Origin of the sequence: Skermanella mucosa, assembly GCF_016765655.2 — a bacterium.
Lineage (GTDB): Bacteria > Pseudomonadota > Alphaproteobacteria > Azospirillales > Azospirillaceae > Skermanella > Skermanella mucosa.
On the sequence record NZ_CP086106.1, the window covers coordinates 3,769,686 to 3,784,404 of the forward strand.

A 14,719-nucleotide genomic window follows, 5' to 3' on the forward strand; every position below is an offset into this window, starting at 1 on the left:
ATCGGTCAAAGCACGCTACTTCTTGGTCGCGAGCCGGTACAGGTTGGTGTCGAAGCTGGGTCCCCAGACGAGCCCTTCCACGTTGGCGCGAACCGCCGGGACTTCGACCTGCTGGAACATCACGACGAAGGGGCCGTCCTCCATCACCGTCTTCTGCAGTTCCCGGTATGTGGCCGCGCGCTTGCCGGCGTCCCGCTCCAGCACGGCCGATGCGGTCTTCTTCGTAAGCTCGGGAATGTCCCAGGCATTCCGCCAGGCGAGCGTCTTGGACGTGCCGTCGTCCGCGTTGTTCGGGTTGGACGCGAAGGTCTCGGCGTTGGTGTGCGGGTCCTGGTAGTCGGGACCCCACTGGCCGATATAAATGTCCTGGTTACGCGCCCGGTACTTGGTCAGCGCCTGCTTGCCGTCCATGGGCAGCAGCTCGATCTTCACGCCGGCCGCGGCGGCGCTGGCCTGGATGGTCTGCGCGATGTCCATGGTCGGCGAGGTGTTGCGCACGTCCATGGTGACGGTGAATCCGTTGGGATAGCCGGCGGCGGCCAGCAGTTCGCGCGCCTTCGCCGGGTCGTACTTGAACGGCTTGTCCTCCACGGCGCCCAGGAAGCCCTTGGGCAGGAACGCCTGATGGATGGTGCCCAGGCCGTTCATGATGCTGCCGCGCATGGCGTCGTAATCGACCAGGTAGCGCATCGCCTTGCGGACCTCGGGCTTGGCGAGGATCTCGTTCTTCTGGTTGAGGCTGATATACCAGAGCGTGCCCTTGGGCGCCTCGACCAGCCGGACGTCCTTGGACGCGCGGAGCGGTTCGAACTGCTCGGGCTTGAGGTTGCGCGCGACGTCCACGTCGCCCTTCTCCAGCAGGAGCCGCTGGGTGGCGGGCTCGGGGATGTGGCGGATGATCACCCGCTTCATGGCGGGACCGCCCTGCCAGTAATCCGGGTAGGCGTCCAGCATCAGCATCTCGCTGGCCTTCCACTGGCGCAGCTTGAACGGGCCGGAGCCGGCGGAATTGGTCTTCAGCCAGCTGGTCCCGAAATCGCCGTCCTTCTCGTTTTGCTGGACCAGCTTGGCATCGACGATCGAGGCGACGCCGGCGGTCAGGCAGTACAGGACGAAGGTCGGGGCATAGGCCTGGTCGGTCTCCATCACCAGCGTGCGGGCGTCGGTGGCCCGGACCTTCTGGTCCACGTTGTCCTTGGTAAAGCCGAACTGGGTCAGGATGAAGGCCGGCGACTTGTTCAGCTTGACCGCGCGGCGCAACGAATAGGCCGCATCCTCGGCGGTCAGGGCATTGCCGGAGTGGAACTTGACGCCGTCGCGGATCTTGAAGGTATAGGTCATTCCGTCGTCCGAGACCTCCCAGCTTTCCGCCAGCCCGGGCAGGATCTTGCTGACGTCGTTCACGTCGTAGGAGATCAGCCGCTCATAGACCTGGGCGCCGTACTCGGCGCCCGACAGTTCGAAGATCTCGGCCGGATCGAGGCTGATGATGTCGTCGAACTGCCAGGCCATGACCAGCGCATCCTTCGGCGTGTCCGCCAGGGCCGGCGCTGCGGTCCCGACGCCGGTTCCCACGACCGCGAGCGCCACGAAGGCGGCTCCCATCAGACTCCGGGCGAACTTGTCCATGAAACGGCCTCTCTCCTGTCCTGGCATCTTGTTGATTCATTTGCCCTGTCCGCTCCCGGCGGAAGGCAGCGATGCATCTGCGAAGGATTGACCGTCCGGTCAGGTCCTGTCAAGCGACGCGCCCGGAGAAGCGGCGCGTAGGAATTGCTGACCTCCGGCTTTTGGGGGTCGCGCCGGCCGCGTCCACGGGGCAGGATGCGCCCGCCTTGCCCCTCCTGGAAAGCACCCCATCCATCATGCTGCCGATCGTCCGTTCCATCTCCTCCCTGCTGACCGCCGTGGCCCTGCTGATGCTGGGCAGCGGGATGCTCAGCACGCTGGTCGGCGTCCGGCTGACGGCGACCGGGGTCGGGCCGGTCGCGATCGGGTTCGTGATGGCGGCCTATTACGCCGGGCTGACGGCGGGGTCGCTGTTCGGCTACCGGGTCATCGCCAAGGTCGGGCATATCCGGGCCTTCGCGGCGTTCGCGTCGGTGTTCTCCGCCGCGACCCTCGGGCATGCGCTCTATCTCAGCCTGCCGCTGTGGGCGGTGCTGAGGCTGGCCGAGGGCTTCTGCATGGCCGGCCTGTTCATGTGCATCGAGAGCTGGCTGAACGACCGGGCGACCAGCCGGACGCGCGGGCAGATGCTGTCGCTCTACATGATCACGCTGTACGGCGCCATGGCGGTCGGGCAGCAGCTGCTCAACCTGGACGACCCGACGGGCATGCTGCGGTTCATCGCGATCTCGATGCTGACCTCGCTGGCGCTGGTGCCGGTGGCGCTGACCCGCAAGGCGCCTCCCCTGCTGCCCGACATCGCCTCGTTCGGCATTCGGCGGCTGTACGAGGCGTCGCCGCTGGGGATCTTCGGGACCTTCGTCAGCGGGATCGTGACCGGCGCCATCTACGGCTTGGCCCCGGTCTACGGCACCCAGCAAGGCTTCGGGACCGCCGGCACCGCGCTGTTCATGACCGTGATCATCCTGGGCGGCGTGGCGCTGCAATGGCCGCTGGGCAAGCTGTCCGACGTGTTCGACCGCCGCTCCGTGATCATCGCCCTGTCGGCGGCCACGGCGGCGGCCAGCGTGGGCATGATCACGGCGTCGGAAATGGGCGGCGACCTGATGCTGATGCTGGTTGCGGCCCTGTTCGGCGGGCTGTCCTTCACGCTGTATCCCGTCTGCGTCGCCCATACCAACGACCATATCGACAAGGCGGAGCTCGTGCAGGCCAGCGGCGGCCTGATCCTGTCCTATTCGGTCGGGGCCACGCTGGGGCCGCTGGCCGGCTCCGCGGTCATGTCGGTGCTGGGCGGGCCGGGCCTGTTCGCCTTCACGGGTGCCGGCGCCGCGGCGGCCGTGGTGTTCGGCCTCTACCGGACCGTCAAGCGCGCCGCTCCGCCGTCGGAGGCGCAGGGGCCGTTCCGCAGCCTGCCGCGGACCACGCCGGTGGCGGCACCCCTGGACCCGCGCGGCGAGGACGAACCGCAGTTCTCCCTGGACCTGCCGGAGAGCCCGCCGGGCGGGCGGCATGCCGCGGAATGAGGCAGTCCCGGCCTCCGCAGGCACGCTTGCCATTGGTTCCGCGGCCGACTGGAGATATGGTGTAGGCAAATCGGTTGACCATCCAGTCGGGGCAATCCGGCCCCGGCGCAGAGCAATGATTGGAGTATGATTCATGGCGGGCAGCGCGCTCACCTTCTTCAAGGGACAGTGGCTCGAAGGCAATCCGGGGATCATCGGTCCGATGAGCCACTGCATGTGGCTGTCTTCGGTGGTGTTCGACGGCGCCCGCGCGTTCGAGGGCGTGGCGCCCGACCTGGACCGCCACTGCGAGCGGCTGATCGCCTCAGGCCACGCCCTGGGACTGGCGCCCATGCTGACGGCCGGCGAGATCCAGGAACTGGCGATCGACGGCATCGGCCGCTTCCAGCCCGGCACCGCGCTCTATATCCGCCCGATGTTCTTCGCCGAGGAAGGGTGGGTGATGCCCGACCCGGCGAGCACGGCCTTCGCGCTGACCATCCATGAGTCGCCGATGCCCCCGGTGGCCGGGTTCACCGCCTGCCTGTCGACCAAGCGGCGCCCCCTGCCCGGCACCGCCCCGACCGACGCCAAGGCCTCCGCCCTCTACCCCAACGCCGGCCTGGCGCTTCGCGAGGCGCAGGGCCGCGGCTTCGACAACGCGATCCTGCTGGACCCGCTGGGCAACGTGGCGGAGTTCGCGACCGCCAACCTGTTCATCGCCAAGGACGGGGCCGCCCACACGCCGGTGTGCAACGGCACCTTCCTGAACGGCATCACGCGCCAGCGGGTGGCGCAGTTGCTGCGCGAGGCCGGCGTCCCGGTGTACGAGCGCACGATCACCTGGGCCGAGCTGATGGACGCGGACGAGGTGTTCTCCACCGGCAACTATTCGAAGGTCGTCCCGGTCACCCGGGTCGAGGACAGGCACTTCGAACCCGGGCCGGTGTTCAAGCGCGCCCGCGGCCTCTACTGGGACTTCGCGCACCGGTGATCGGCATCGACACGATCCCCTTGGTGCGCGACGGCCGGGACGGCGACGCGGAACAGCTGATCCGGCTGATGGGCGACGTGTTCGCCGAGTATCCCGGCTGCGTTCTCGACGTCGACGGGGAAGAGCCCGACCTGCGCGCCATCGCGACGGCCTATGCCGGGTACGGCGGTCGGTTCTGGGTCGCCGAGGCCCCTTCGGACGGCCGCATCGTCGGCATGGTCGGCGGCCGTCCGCTGGGCTTGGCCGGCGGACATTGGGAACTGAAGAAGCTCTATGTCGATCGGAGTGCCCGGGGTACCGGCCTGGGCACCCGCCTGGTTCGGCTGGTGGAAGCGGAGGCCGCGCGCCGCGGCGCGCCCGTGCTGGAACTGTGGAGCGACACCCGCTTCCATGACGCCCATCGCCTCTACGAGCGCCTGGGATACCGGCGCGGGACGGAGCTGCGCGAGCTGCACGACCTCAGCGACAGCGTCGAGTATCATTTTTCCAAGCCGGTCGCCGTGAGCAAGGAAACCCGGTCGCTGGTCCGCATCCTGGAGCACCACGGGATCACCGTGGTGCTGGACGTCGGCGCCAATGTGGGCCAGTACGCGACGCGGCTTCGGCACGGCGGCTATGACGGCAGGATCGTCTCGTTCGAGCCGCTGCCGGAGGCGAGGACCGCCCTCGCCCGGGCCGCCGCCGGAGACCCCTCGTGGCAGGTCGCGCCGCAGGCGGCACTCGGCGCCATGGAGGGAGCGGTCACGCTCAATGTCTCGGCAGAGTCGGACATGAGCTCGACCCTGCCGTTCCGACCGGAGATGGGCGAACTGCTCGACAGTGCCGCCTATACCGGGTCGGTCACGGTGCCGATCACGCGGCTCGACGAAGTTTTCGACACGTATGTGGCGCCCGGCGACCGCTGCTTCCTGAAGATCGATACCCAGGGCAGCGAATCGGCCGTCCTGGAGGGTGCGGCCGACCGGCTGGACCGGATATCCTGCATCCAGCTGGAGCTGTCGATCGTTCCGGTCTACCAGGGGGAACCGGGTTTTCTCGACATGATCGACAGGCTGGCCCGGCTTGGATTCCAGCCGGCGCTCTTCATTCCCGGCTATTTCAACCGGCGCACGGCACGAATGATCTCCATGGACGGAGTGTTTGTGAGTTTATCCCGGTAATTTTCATTTAAGCATCTGTAAATGACTCGTCGGCCATACCTGTAGGCACGACCCAGGACGCTCCGACGGCGCGTTCGACACGGTTCGGACAGCAGCGTTTCTGAGTTTTCTGAAAGTCACTTCATGACCACGATCCTGATCATCGACGACAGCCAACTTGCCCGCAACATGGTATCGGGCATGGTACGCGGCGCACGGCCGGAATGGCAGATCGTCACGGCCAAGAATGCGGACGACGCCCTGGAGAAGGTCGCCGAGGTCAAGCCCGACGTCGCGATCGTGGACTTCAACATGCCCGGCATGGACGGGTTGAACCTGTCCTGCGAGCTGCATAGCCGGTTTCCAGATCTGGACATCAGCATCCTGACCGCGAACGTCCAGGACAGCATCCGCCGCAAGGTGACCGACAAGGGGTTCCGCTTCGTCGAGAAGCCGATCACGCCGGACAAGATGCGCGACCTCCTGGCCTCGATCCCGTGAGCACCGTCATGCAGCTGACGGAAGCGGAAAGCGACGCGATCATCGAATTGTTCAATCTCGGCATGGGCAGGGCCGCCGGCGCGCTCGGCCAGATGGTCGATGCCGAGGTGGCTCTCTCCGTTCCAAGCCTGGACATCGTCCGCCGCACCGATGCCCCCGACCAGCTCGGCTGCCCCGCCGGGCAACGGATCTGCGCGGTCCGGCAGACGTTCGCCGGGCCGTTCGACGGCCAGGCCATGCTGATCTTCCCGGAAGGCAGCAGCCTGGAACTGGTCCGCCGCCTGCTGCCCGACAGCCCGCCGCTGGGCGACATGACCGACCTGGAGGAGGAAGCGCTGACCGAGGTCGGCAACGTCATCCTCAATCACTGCCTCGCCAGCTTCGCCAACCTGCTGCACTCGGAAATAAGGACCGAGATCCCGGTCTATCAGATCGGCCGGCCAGAAGAGATCATCGGGACGGCGGCCGGCACGACTGTCAGCTCCTATGTCCTGATCATCCGCGTGGATTTCGGCCTGTTCGCGAAGCGGATCGAGGGACACGTCCTGTTCCTGCAGGACATCGCTTCGATCCAGGCATTCCAGGCCGCCATCCGCGCCTTCGTGGCCAGCATGGACGCCTGAGGGTCGGAATCGAAGGCGCCATGTCGATCCCCCCGGGCTTGTCCGACCTGATCGTCCACAACAGCGATATCGGCCTCCTCGTCATCGACCGGGACGAGCGCGTGGTGGTCTGGAACCGGTGGCTGGCCGTCCATTCCGGAATTCCCGAAGCGACGGCGCTCGGCGCGCCGCTGACCGGACTGTGGCCGACGATCGTGGAGTCCCGTGCGCACCAAGCGATCCGGGAGGCGCTCGAACATGGCCGGGCCGGCTTCATTTCCCACGCCTTCAACCCCATGCCCTTCCCGCTCCATGGGCTGGCCGGCGACCGCTTCGGCGACCCGATCGACCAGCTGGTCCTGGTGCGGGCGCTGGATTCCGACGACGGCGAGCGGCGCTGCCTGATCCAGATAGAGAACATCTCCAGCGCGGTCCGCCGCGAGAAACACCTGCGCGGCCAGATCCGCGAGCTTCAGGAGACCAAGTCCCGTCTGGAGCAGCAGGGCCGCGACCTGGAGGAGATGGCCCGGCGGCTGCGCACGGCGCGCGACGATGCGGAACGCGCCAACCGCGCCAAATCGGAGTTCCTGGCCAACATGAGCCATGAACTGCGCACGCCGCTGAACGCCATCATCGGCTTCTCGGAAATGCTGGAGTCCGGCTATGGCGGCTCGCTCAGCGAGCGGCAGGCCAGCTACACGCGGGACATCCACGAGAGCGGACAGCACCTGCTGCAGATCATCAACAACGTGCTCGACATGTCGAAGGTCGAGGCCGGCCAGTACCAGCTTTTCGAAACCGCGGTGGACATCCGCGAGGTCGCCCGCACCGCGCTGTCGATCGTCGGCGGGCAGGCCCGCGACCGCGGCCTGTCGCTGGAGATGGACGTGGCCGCCGATCTGCCTATGGTGATGGCCGACGAGCGTACCCTGCGGCAGGTACTGCTGAACCTGCTGTCGAACGCCGTGAAGTTCACCCATCCCGGCGGCCGGATCACGCTGCGGGGCGGAATGAACGCCGAGGGCGACATCGAGGTGCATGTCGGCGACACGGGCATCGGCATCCCGCCGGATGCCCTGGACCTGGTGATGGAGCCGTTCCAGCAGGCCAACGGCAGCTTCAGCCGGGAATATGAAGGGACGGGGCTGGGACTGACCATCAGCAAGAACTTCATCGAGCTTCACAGCGGCCGGCTGACGATCGCCAGCGAGGTCGGCGTCGGCACGGTGGTGACCGTGCTGCTGCCGAAGTTCAGGGTGCTGAGCGACGCGGGGGAGTGAATGCCTGTGGCGGCGCAATGCCGAAGGCGCCCGCGTCTACTGGATGTTCACCACGGAGCGGACGCGCGAGAAAATGGGTCGTGCATATCCAAACCCGGACAAATCCCTCGCCCAAGCCGCTTGGACTCATCAAAACCTTGTGCCGCGCCACTATTATTCCGACCGAGACATTTGGTTCAAAGCGTTGGGCCGCGGCCCAACGCATCGCGAAACATGAAGTGAGGGATTCATTCGTTCCGGCCTTGGCCTTGCTGGGGTGCTGATTGAACTCCCTGCTTGTAATGATCCGGCCCATGGCTCAGCCACCCTTCGCCGATGGTGCTATGACACTTCATCATAGCCCGTCGTTAAAAGGTCTATGCACGGCTCCGGCCGGAAGCGGACGTCGGCGCCGATCAACTTCGCCTCCCCCCTGAACGGAAACGCGGTTTCCCCTGTTAAGGGTGGTAACCGCAACCAAGTGGAGGTCAGTTTGCTCCCCCCGCAGCCACTCCCGCCGCAGCCGCTCCCGCCAGGTGGCTCGCCGCTTCCCAACGAGGATCTGCCCAATCCGGGTCCCGCCGAAGTGCCGCCGGCTCCGCAGCCGGATTTGCCGCCGAGCCAAGTCCCTCCTTCGATGGGTTGAACCACCATGGCAGAAAAGAAAGTGAATTCGGTCGAGGCCAAGCAAGCGACGAAGGAGGGGGTTGGACGCTATGTCCTCACCATCTCCTTCGCGCTCGCGGCGATCGCGCTGGTGATCGCCTACTTCGTCGTCATCTGAAGAGAACCATAGGGGTGGGTCGCAGGCCCACCCTTACACGTTCATGTCGCGGGTGAACGGCAGGTTCCGGATGCGCCGTCCCGTGGCGGCGAACACGGCGTTGGCAACCGCAGGGCCGATCGGCGGCACACCCGGCTCGCCGACACCGGTAGGTGCCGCGGCCGATGGCACGATGTGGACCTCCACGGCCGGCATCTCCTCGATGCGGAGCACCCGGTAGTCGTGGAAGTTGGACTGCTCCACCCTGCCCTTGGCCAGCGTCACCTCCCCATACATCACGCCGCCCAGACCGAAGCCGATGCCCCCTTCCATCTGAGCCCGGATCACGTCGGGATTGATGGCGAGGCCGCAATCCACCGCGCAGACCACCCGGTCCACCTTGACCGAACCGTCCGGCTGCAGGGTGACTTCGGCCACCTGGGCGACATAGGTCGAGAAGGATTCATGGACCGCGACGCCGCGCGCCTTGCCCTGCGGCAGCGGCGTGCCCCATCCGGCCTTCTCCGCCGCCAAGTTCAGCACGCCCAGATGACGGGGATGCCTGGCCAGCAGCGCGCGGCGGAACTCGACGGGGTCTTTGCCGGCGGCGCTCGCCAGCTCGTCGATGAAGACCTCGGTGGAATAGGCCGTGTGGGTGCTGCCGACGGCCCGCCACCACAGAACCGGCACGCCGACCTCCGTCGTGTGCAGGTCCACCAGCATGTTGGGGATGTCGTAGGGCAGGTTCGAGGCGCCCTCGACCGAAGTCCCGTCCACGCCGTCCTTGATCAGCACCGGGGCGAAGGGCGTGCCGCCGATGATGGACTGGCCGACGATCCGGTGCTGCCAGGCGACGGGTTTTCCGCTCGCGTCCAGGCCGGCGGTCAGGGTGTGGTAGTACATGGGCCGGTACCGGCCGCCGCGGATATCGTCCTCCCGCGTCCAGACCAGCTTGACCGGCGTTCCCCGGTCCAGCGCCTTGGCGACATGGACCGCCTCGACGATGTAGTCCGAGGCGGCGTTGGCCCGGCGCCCGAAGCTGCCGCCGGCCACCAGCGTGTTGATCCTGACCTGCTCGGGCTTGAGCCCGGCCGCCGCCGCGGCGTTGCCCTGGTCGATGGTCTGGAACTGATCGCCCGCCCAGATCTCGCAGCCCGACGCATCCAGCCGGACGACGCAGTCAAGCGGCTCCATCGGGGCATGGGCCAGGTAGGGGAACTCGAAGGAGGCCGTCACCGTCTTCGCGGCGCCCGCGAGCGCCTTGGCGGCATCGCCTTCGACCCGGGCCGGAGCGCCCGGCTTCCCTGCCAGCGCCTTGTACTCCGCCATCAGTTCGGCCGTGCCGCGGATCTCGGCCCCGGACTCGTCCCACTCGATCGCCAGGGCCTCGCGGCCCTTGCCAGCGGCCCAGAAGTTGGTGGCGACCACTGCCACGCCTGAAGGGACCCGCACGACCTTCACCACGCCGGGAATCGCCAGCGCCTTCGCGTCGTCCACGGACTTGACGGTGGCGCCGAACACCGGCGGGCGGGCGATCACGGCGGTCACCATGCCGGGCAGAACCACGTCCAGCGCGAATTGCGCCGTCCCGTTCGACTTCGACCGGGTATCGACGCGGGGTACCGAGGTGCCGATCAGGGTGAAACTGGACGGGTCCTTCAGCGGCATATCGGCCGGTACCGGCAAGCCCGTCGCCTTGGCCGCCAGTTCGCCGAAGGTCGCCGACCTGCCGGAAGACGCGTGGGAGACGACGCCCTTCTCCACCGTGATCCCCGCGCGGTTCACCTTCCACTCCCGCGCGGCCGCCTCGACCAGCAGGGCCCGGGCGGTGGCGCCGGCCTTGCGAAGCTGTTCGTAGGAGTTGGCGATGGACGAACTGCCGCCGGTGCCCTGGACCGGGCCGAACGCCAGGTTGTTGTAGAGCGAGGCATCGGCCGGCGCCCCTTCGACACGGACCTGCGACCAGTCGGCATCGAGTTCCTCGGCGACGAGGGTGGCGAGACCGGTATAGACGCCCTGCCCCATCTCCAGATGCTTGGATAGCACGGTGACGGTGTTGTCGGTGCCGATGCGCACGAAAGCGTTGGGAACGAAGCCTCCGCCGGCTGCGGCCGCGGAAGCCACCTTCGGTCCGGCACTCCAATGGAAGCCGATGGTCAGGCCGGCCGCCGCGGCGGCGCTGCCCTGGAGAAATCGGCGCCGGCTCGGCTTCGGGTCCATCGCGAAATTCTTGAGCATGGATCAGCCCTCCATCATGCCGGAAGCGTCATGGATCGCGGCGCGGATGCGCACATAGGTCGCGCAGCGACAGACATTGCCGCTCATCGCCGCGTTGATGTCGTCGTCGCTCGGCTTGGGCGTCTGCTCCAGCAGGGCCACCGCCGACATGATCTGGCCGGACTGGCAATAGCCGCATTGCGGCACCTCGACCCGTTCCCAGGCGGCCTGGACGGCCGTCGCCGCCTTGCCCGAAATGCCTTCGATGGTGGTGACCGACTGGCCGCCGACATCGCCGACCGCCATGGAGCATGACCGGGTCGGCTGGCCTTCAACATGCACCGTGCAGGCGCCGCACTGGGCCATGCCGCAGCCGAACTTGGTTCCCGTAAGTCCGGCGAATTCCCGGATCGCCCACAGCAGCGGCATCTCCGGATCGACGTCCAAGGTGACCGGCTTGCCATTCAAAGTAAACGAAACCGCCATCACTCTCTCCCTGAACCGCGTTTCGTGCGACACACTTCACGAATCGATGCGTGCCCGGCAGTGCGCACCGTCACAAGACTAAGGGATTGTCATGACGTTTGGGTGACGGTTCCGCCTCACTCCCCGGCGCGGCGGCGGCTGTGGCTGAAGCTGAGGAAATCCGCGCTTTCGTGGGGCGGGCACAGCAGGTCCTTGATCGGAATGTTCAGCAGGTCCTTCTCCGCCTCGTCCGCCGCCTCCAGCAGCTTGGCGCACCGCTCCTGCCAGGGCGCGTCCAGGGCACCGACGCCGCGGACCGTTCCTCGCAGACCGATGCCCAACCCCTTCAGCAGGTCGTGCAGGGTCGATGAGCTGAGGTCGCGGGTGGTCACCCAGGCGCCCTGGCTGGTCCGGGCTACCCAGTGGCTCTGCCTGAGCTGCTCGAGCATGCCGTCGATCACGGCGCCGCCGACCGGCACCCGGCCGATCAGGGTGCGGCGACGCATGCCGACCCCCAGATGGCTGGCGCGCAGCAGTTCGGCCAGCACGGCCAGAGCGACCGCGACCCGCTGCGCCGGCAGCAGCCCCTCGGGACCGATCTTGGTGATCTTCCCGGCCCGCCATTCCGGCAGCGCCGCCGCGACCTCCGCGCCGATCAGAACGGTGGACCAGGCGATGTAGAGCCAGAGCAGGAAGATCGGAATGCTCGACAGGGCGCCGTAGATGGTGCGGTAGGCCGGGAACTGGGTGATGTACCAGCCGAACAGGCCCTTGGAGACTTCCAGCAGGACCGCCGCGATGAAGGCGCCCAGGACGGCGTCCTGCCAGCGCACCGCGCGGTTGGGGATCAGCAGGTAGATCAGCGTGAACCCGATCCATTCGAACAGTCCCGGCAGCATCAGCCGCCAGGTCCGGATGATCTCCGCCTCGGTGTTGAACCGGAAGGTCGCCAGCAGGTAGCTGGAGAAAGACAGGCTGGCGCCGAACAGCAGCGGGGTCAGCGTCAGGATCGCCCAGAAGGCCAGCAGGCGGGTGATCAGCGAGCGCGGCTCCGAAACCCGCCAGATCGCGCTGAAGGAGCCCTCGATCGTCCAGAACAGCATCACGGACGTGATCGCCAGGCCGACGATGCCGAAGGCGGTGAGTTGTCCGGCATTGCCCGCGAACTGGATGATCGTATCCTGGATGGCGTCGCCGACTTCCGGCACCAGGTTGCGCAGGATCAGGCTCTGCGCCTGCTGCTGAAGCATCTCGTAAGCCGGAAAGGCCCGGAAGATCGCGAAGCCGATGGTCATCAGCGGCACGACGGCCAGCAGCGACGTATAGGTCAGCGCCGCCGAGGTGGTCAGGCAGTCGTCCTCGAAATAGCGCTTGAACAGATACTGCATGAAGCTGGCGAAGTCGCGCAGCCTTACCGGCAACGCCTTGACCTTTTCCGAGGTCCGGCCGAGTTGGAACTGCATCACCGACGCTCCCGCAGCCGGCGGAACGGGGGCGGGACGGCTGCCGTCATGTGCGGAGCGCATTTTCCGTCCGGTCCGCCCGGGCCCATCCCACCTTTGACCGGCATTTTCTTTGGTGTACGATGCCGCCCGCTCTCAAGCGCCGACAGCAAAAACACGAGGCCTCGATGTCTACTTCCTCCCAACTCATGGCCGGCAAGCGTGGCCTGGTCATGGGCGTGGCCAACGAACGGTCGATCGCCTGGGGTATCGCCAGCGCGCTCGCCGCGCACGGCGCCGAACTCGCGTTCACCTATCAGGGTGACGCCCTGGGCAAGCGCGTCAAGCCTCTGGCCGAATCGGTAAAGTCCCCGATCGTGGTGCCGTGCGACGTGACCGACGAAGCGAGCCTCGACGCCACCTTCAAGGCCATTCAGGACCAGTGGGGCAAGCTCGACTTTCTGGTTCATGCGATCGCCTTCTCGGATAAGAACGAACTGGACGGCAAGTATCTCAACACCTCGCGCTCCAACTTCGCGCGTACGATGGATATTTCCTGTTATTCGTTCACCGCGTGCTGCCAGCGCGCCGTTCCCCTGATGACCGACGGCGGCAGCCTGCTGACCCTGTCCTACTACGGGGCCGAACGGGTCATGCCGCACTACAATGTCATGGGCGTGGCCAAGGCGGCGCTGGAAGCGAGCGTACGGTATCTCGCCGTCGATCTAGGCGGCCACAACATTCGTGTCAACGCGATCTCCGCCGGACCGATCAAGACCCTGGCGGCCAGCGGCATCGGCGATTTCCGCTATATCCTGAAGTGGAACGAGCTGAACGCCCCGCTGAAGCGCAACGTCACCATCTCGGAAGTGGGCGGCTCGGCGCTCTACCTGCTGAGCGACCTTGGATCCGGCGTCACCGGCGAAGTCCATCACGTGGATGCGGGCTACCATACGGTGGGCATGGTCGCCGTCGACTCGGCGGCGGAGACGGCGCAGCTCCTCCAGGGCCTGACGGGAACCTCCGCCACGGCCAAGGGCTGAGACGATGGCGGGAAACAGCTTCGGCACGGCTTTCCGGTTCACCACCTGGGGCGAGAGCCACGGGATCGCCATCGGGGCCGTCGTGGACGGGGTGCCGCCGAGGCTGCCCCTCGGCGAGGCCGACATCCAGCATTTCCTGGACCGGCGCAAGCCGGGACAAAGCCGGTTCACCACGCAGCGGCGAGAGCCTGACACGGTACGCATCCTGTCCGGCGTGTTCGAGGGATTGACCACCGGCACGCCCGTGTCGCTGATGATCGAGAACCAGGACCAGCGGTCCAAGGACTACGGCGACATCGCCCGCAAGTTCCGGCCCGGCCATGCCGACTACACGTACCAGGAAAAGTACGGCATCCGCGACTATCGCGGCGGCGGCCGGTCGTCGGCGCGGGAGACGGCCTGCCGCGTCGCCGCCGGGGCCATCGCGCGCAAGGCGCTGGGCGACGGCGTCACGATCCGGGGGGCGCTGGTCCAGGTCGGCCCGCACCGGATCGACCGCGAGCGCTGGGATTGGAGCCAGGTGGACGCCAACCCGTTCTTCTGCCCCGATGCCGAAGCGGCGGCCCGGTGGGAGACTTACCTGGACGAGGTCCGAAAGAGCGGATCCAGCGTCGGAGCGGTCATCGAGGTCGTCGCGTCCGGCGTGCCGGCCGGCTGGGGCGACCCGCTGTACGACAAGCTGGACAGCGATCTCGCCCGCGCCATGATGACCATCAACGCGGTCAAGGGGGTCGAGATCGGCGACGGTTTCGGTGCCGCCGAACTGTCCGGGGAGGCAAATGCCGACGAGATGCGCCGCAAGCCGGACGGCTCGGTCCAGTTCCTGTCCAATCATGCGGGCGGCATCCTGGGCGGCATCTCGACCGGGCAGGACGTCGTCGTGCGTTTCGCCGTCAAGCCGACCAGTTCTATCCTGACGCCCCGGAGGACGATCGACCTGGATGGCAATGAGACCGAGATCCTGACCAAGGGACGGCACGACCCTTGCGTCGGCATAAGGGCTGTGCCCGTCGGCGAGGCGATGATGGCCTGCGTCCTGGCCGACCACATGATGCGTCACCGCGCACAGTGCGGGGGGTGAACGGACGAACCGGGAACGGTGCCCGGTTCACGGCATTCTTTTCAAGTTCGCATTGTGCCGATTCGATCCTCCGCTTGTT

13 protein-coding genes are annotated in these 14,719 nt (G+C 66.9%); 9 read left to right on the forward strand and 4 right to left on the reverse strand.

Features of this window, described 5'->3' with window-relative positions:
- Positions 1-15: 15 nt before the first annotated feature.
- Positions 16-1,629 (reverse strand): ABC transporter substrate-binding protein, encoded by a 1,614-nt coding sequence (locus JL100_RS17380; protein ID WP_202678695.1) that lies wholly within the window; start codon positions 1,627-1,629, stop codon positions 16-18.
- A gap of 236 nt (positions 1,630-1,865) precedes the next feature.
- Between JL100_RS17380 and JL100_RS17385 the strand changes: the two genes are divergently transcribed.
- The 7 genes from JL100_RS17385 to JL100_RS36555 all read left to right on the forward strand — a co-directional run bounded on the left by JL100_RS17385 (position 1,866) and on the right by JL100_RS36555 (position 8,413).
- Positions 1,866-3,155 (forward strand): MFS transporter, encoded by a 1,290-nt coding sequence (locus JL100_RS17385; RefSeq protein ID WP_202679363.1) that lies wholly within the window; start codon positions 1,866-1,868, stop codon positions 3,153-3,155.
- A 133-nt stretch (positions 3,156-3,288) separates the two neighbouring features.
- Positions 3,289-4,128 carry a branched-chain amino acid aminotransferase gene (locus JL100_RS17390; RefSeq protein WP_202678696.1) on the forward strand — a complete coding sequence of 280 codons (840 nt, stop codon included), beginning with the start codon at positions 3,289-3,291 and terminating at the stop codon, positions 4,126-4,128.
- The gene (locus JL100_RS17395) at positions 4,125-5,288 is read left to right on the forward strand and encodes a bifunctional GNAT family N-acetyltransferase/class I SAM-dependent methyltransferase (protein WP_202678697.1); all 1,164 of its coding nucleotides are present in this window, start codon (positions 4,125-4,127) and stop codon (positions 5,286-5,288) included. Before JL100_RS17390 ends, JL100_RS17395 begins: the two co-directional genes overlap by 4 nt.
- Before the next feature lie 123 nt (positions 5,289-5,411).
- Positions 5,412-5,768 (forward strand): response regulator, encoded by a 357-nt coding sequence (locus JL100_RS17400; protein ID WP_202678698.1) that lies wholly within the window; start codon positions 5,412-5,414, stop codon positions 5,766-5,768.
- An 8-nt stretch (positions 5,769-5,776) separates the two neighbouring features.
- Positions 5,777-6,391, forward strand: coding sequence for a chemotaxis protein (locus JL100_RS17405; RefSeq protein WP_202678699.1), 615 nt, complete (start codon positions 5,777-5,779; stop codon positions 6,389-6,391).
- Positions 6,392-6,411: 20 nt separating this feature from the next.
- Positions 6,412-7,650 (forward strand): ATP-binding protein, encoded by a 1,239-nt coding sequence (locus JL100_RS17410; RefSeq protein WP_202678700.1) that lies wholly within the window; start codon positions 6,412-6,414, stop codon positions 7,648-7,650.
- Between the two features lie 631 nt (positions 7,651-8,281).
- Positions 8,282-8,413, forward strand: coding sequence for a hypothetical protein (locus JL100_RS36555; protein WP_267133586.1), 132 nt, complete (start codon positions 8,282-8,284; stop codon positions 8,411-8,413).
- Between the two features lie 33 nt (positions 8,414-8,446).
- Here JL100_RS36555 and JL100_RS17415 read toward each other — a convergent pair whose 3' ends face one another.
- The 3 genes from JL100_RS17415 to JL100_RS17425 all read right to left on the reverse strand — a co-directional run bounded on the left by JL100_RS17415 (position 8,447) and on the right by JL100_RS17425 (position 12,537).
- Positions 8,447-10,630: a xanthine dehydrogenase family protein molybdopterin-binding subunit gene (locus tag JL100_RS17415; protein ID WP_228420765.1), complete on the reverse strand. Its 2,184-nt coding sequence runs from the start codon at positions 10,628-10,630 to the stop codon at positions 8,447-8,449.
- 3 nt (positions 10,631-10,633) lie between these two features.
- Complete coding sequence (locus tag JL100_RS17420) at positions 10,634-11,095, reverse strand: (2Fe-2S)-binding protein (protein ID WP_202678701.1); 462 nt, start codon at positions 11,093-11,095, stop codon at positions 10,634-10,636.
- Positions 11,096-11,211: 116 nt separating this feature from the next.
- Positions 11,212-12,537, reverse strand: a complete 1,326-nt coding sequence (locus JL100_RS17425; RefSeq protein ID WP_202678702.1) for a YihY family inner membrane protein — start codon at positions 12,535-12,537, stop codon at positions 11,212-11,214.
- A gap of 167 nt (positions 12,538-12,704) precedes the next feature.
- Here JL100_RS17425 and fabI point away from each other — a divergent pair, with 167 nt between their 5' ends.
- The gene (gene fabI / locus JL100_RS17430) at positions 12,705-13,559 is read left to right on the forward strand and encodes an enoyl-ACP reductase FabI (protein ID WP_202678704.1); all 855 of its coding nucleotides are present in this window, start codon (positions 12,705-12,707) and stop codon (positions 13,557-13,559) included.
- A 4-nt stretch (positions 13,560-13,563) separates the two neighbouring features.
- Positions 13,564-14,640, forward strand: coding sequence for a chorismate synthase (aroC, locus tag JL100_RS17435; RefSeq protein ID WP_202678708.1), 1,077 nt, complete (start codon positions 13,564-13,566; stop codon positions 14,638-14,640).
- Positions 14,641-14,719: the final 79 nt, after the last annotated feature.

Excerpts from the sequence above, each read along its gene's own strand:
- JL100_RS17420 (WP_202678701.1), bottom strand. The coding sequence starts at position 11,095 with ATGGCGGTTTCGTTTACTTTGAATGGCAAGCCGGTCACCTTGGACGTC.
- JL100_RS17390 (WP_202678696.1), top strand. The coding sequence starts at position 3,289 with ATGGCGGGCAGCGCGCTCACCTTCTTCAAGGGACAGTGGCTCGAAGGC.
- JL100_RS17410 (WP_202678700.1), top strand. The coding sequence starts at position 6,412 with ATGTCGATCCCCCCGGGCTTGTCCGACCTGATCGTCCACAACAGCGAT.
- JL100_RS17405 (WP_202678699.1), top strand. The coding sequence starts at position 5,777 with ATGCAGCTGACGGAAGCGGAAAGCGACGCGATCATCGAATTGTTCAAT.
- JL100_RS17425 (WP_202678702.1), bottom strand. The coding sequence starts at position 12,537 with ATGCAGTTCCAACTCGGCCGGACCTCGGAAAAGGTCAAGGCGTTGCCG.
- JL100_RS17385 (WP_202679363.1), top strand. The coding sequence starts at position 1,866 with ATGCTGCCGATCGTCCGTTCCATCTCCTCCCTGCTGACCGCCGTGGCC.
- aroC (WP_202678708.1), top strand. The coding sequence starts at position 13,564 with ATGGCGGGAAACAGCTTCGGCACGGCTTTCCGGTTCACCACCTGGGGC.
- JL100_RS17380 (WP_202678695.1), bottom strand. The coding sequence starts at position 1,629 with ATGGACAAGTTCGCCCGGAGTCTGATGGGAGCCGCCTTCGTGGCGCTC.
- JL100_RS36555 (WP_267133586.1), top strand. The coding sequence starts at position 8,282 with ATGGCAGAAAAGAAAGTGAATTCGGTCGAGGCCAAGCAAGCGACGAAG.
- JL100_RS17400 (WP_202678698.1), top strand. The coding sequence starts at position 5,412 with ATGACCACGATCCTGATCATCGACGACAGCCAACTTGCCCGCAACATG.
- fabI (WP_202678704.1), top strand. The coding sequence starts at position 12,705 with ATGTCTACTTCCTCCCAACTCATGGCCGGCAAGCGTGGCCTGGTCATG.
- JL100_RS17415 (WP_228420765.1), bottom strand. The coding sequence starts at position 10,630 with ATGCTCAAGAATTTCGCGATGGACCCGAAGCCGAGCCGGCGCCGATTT.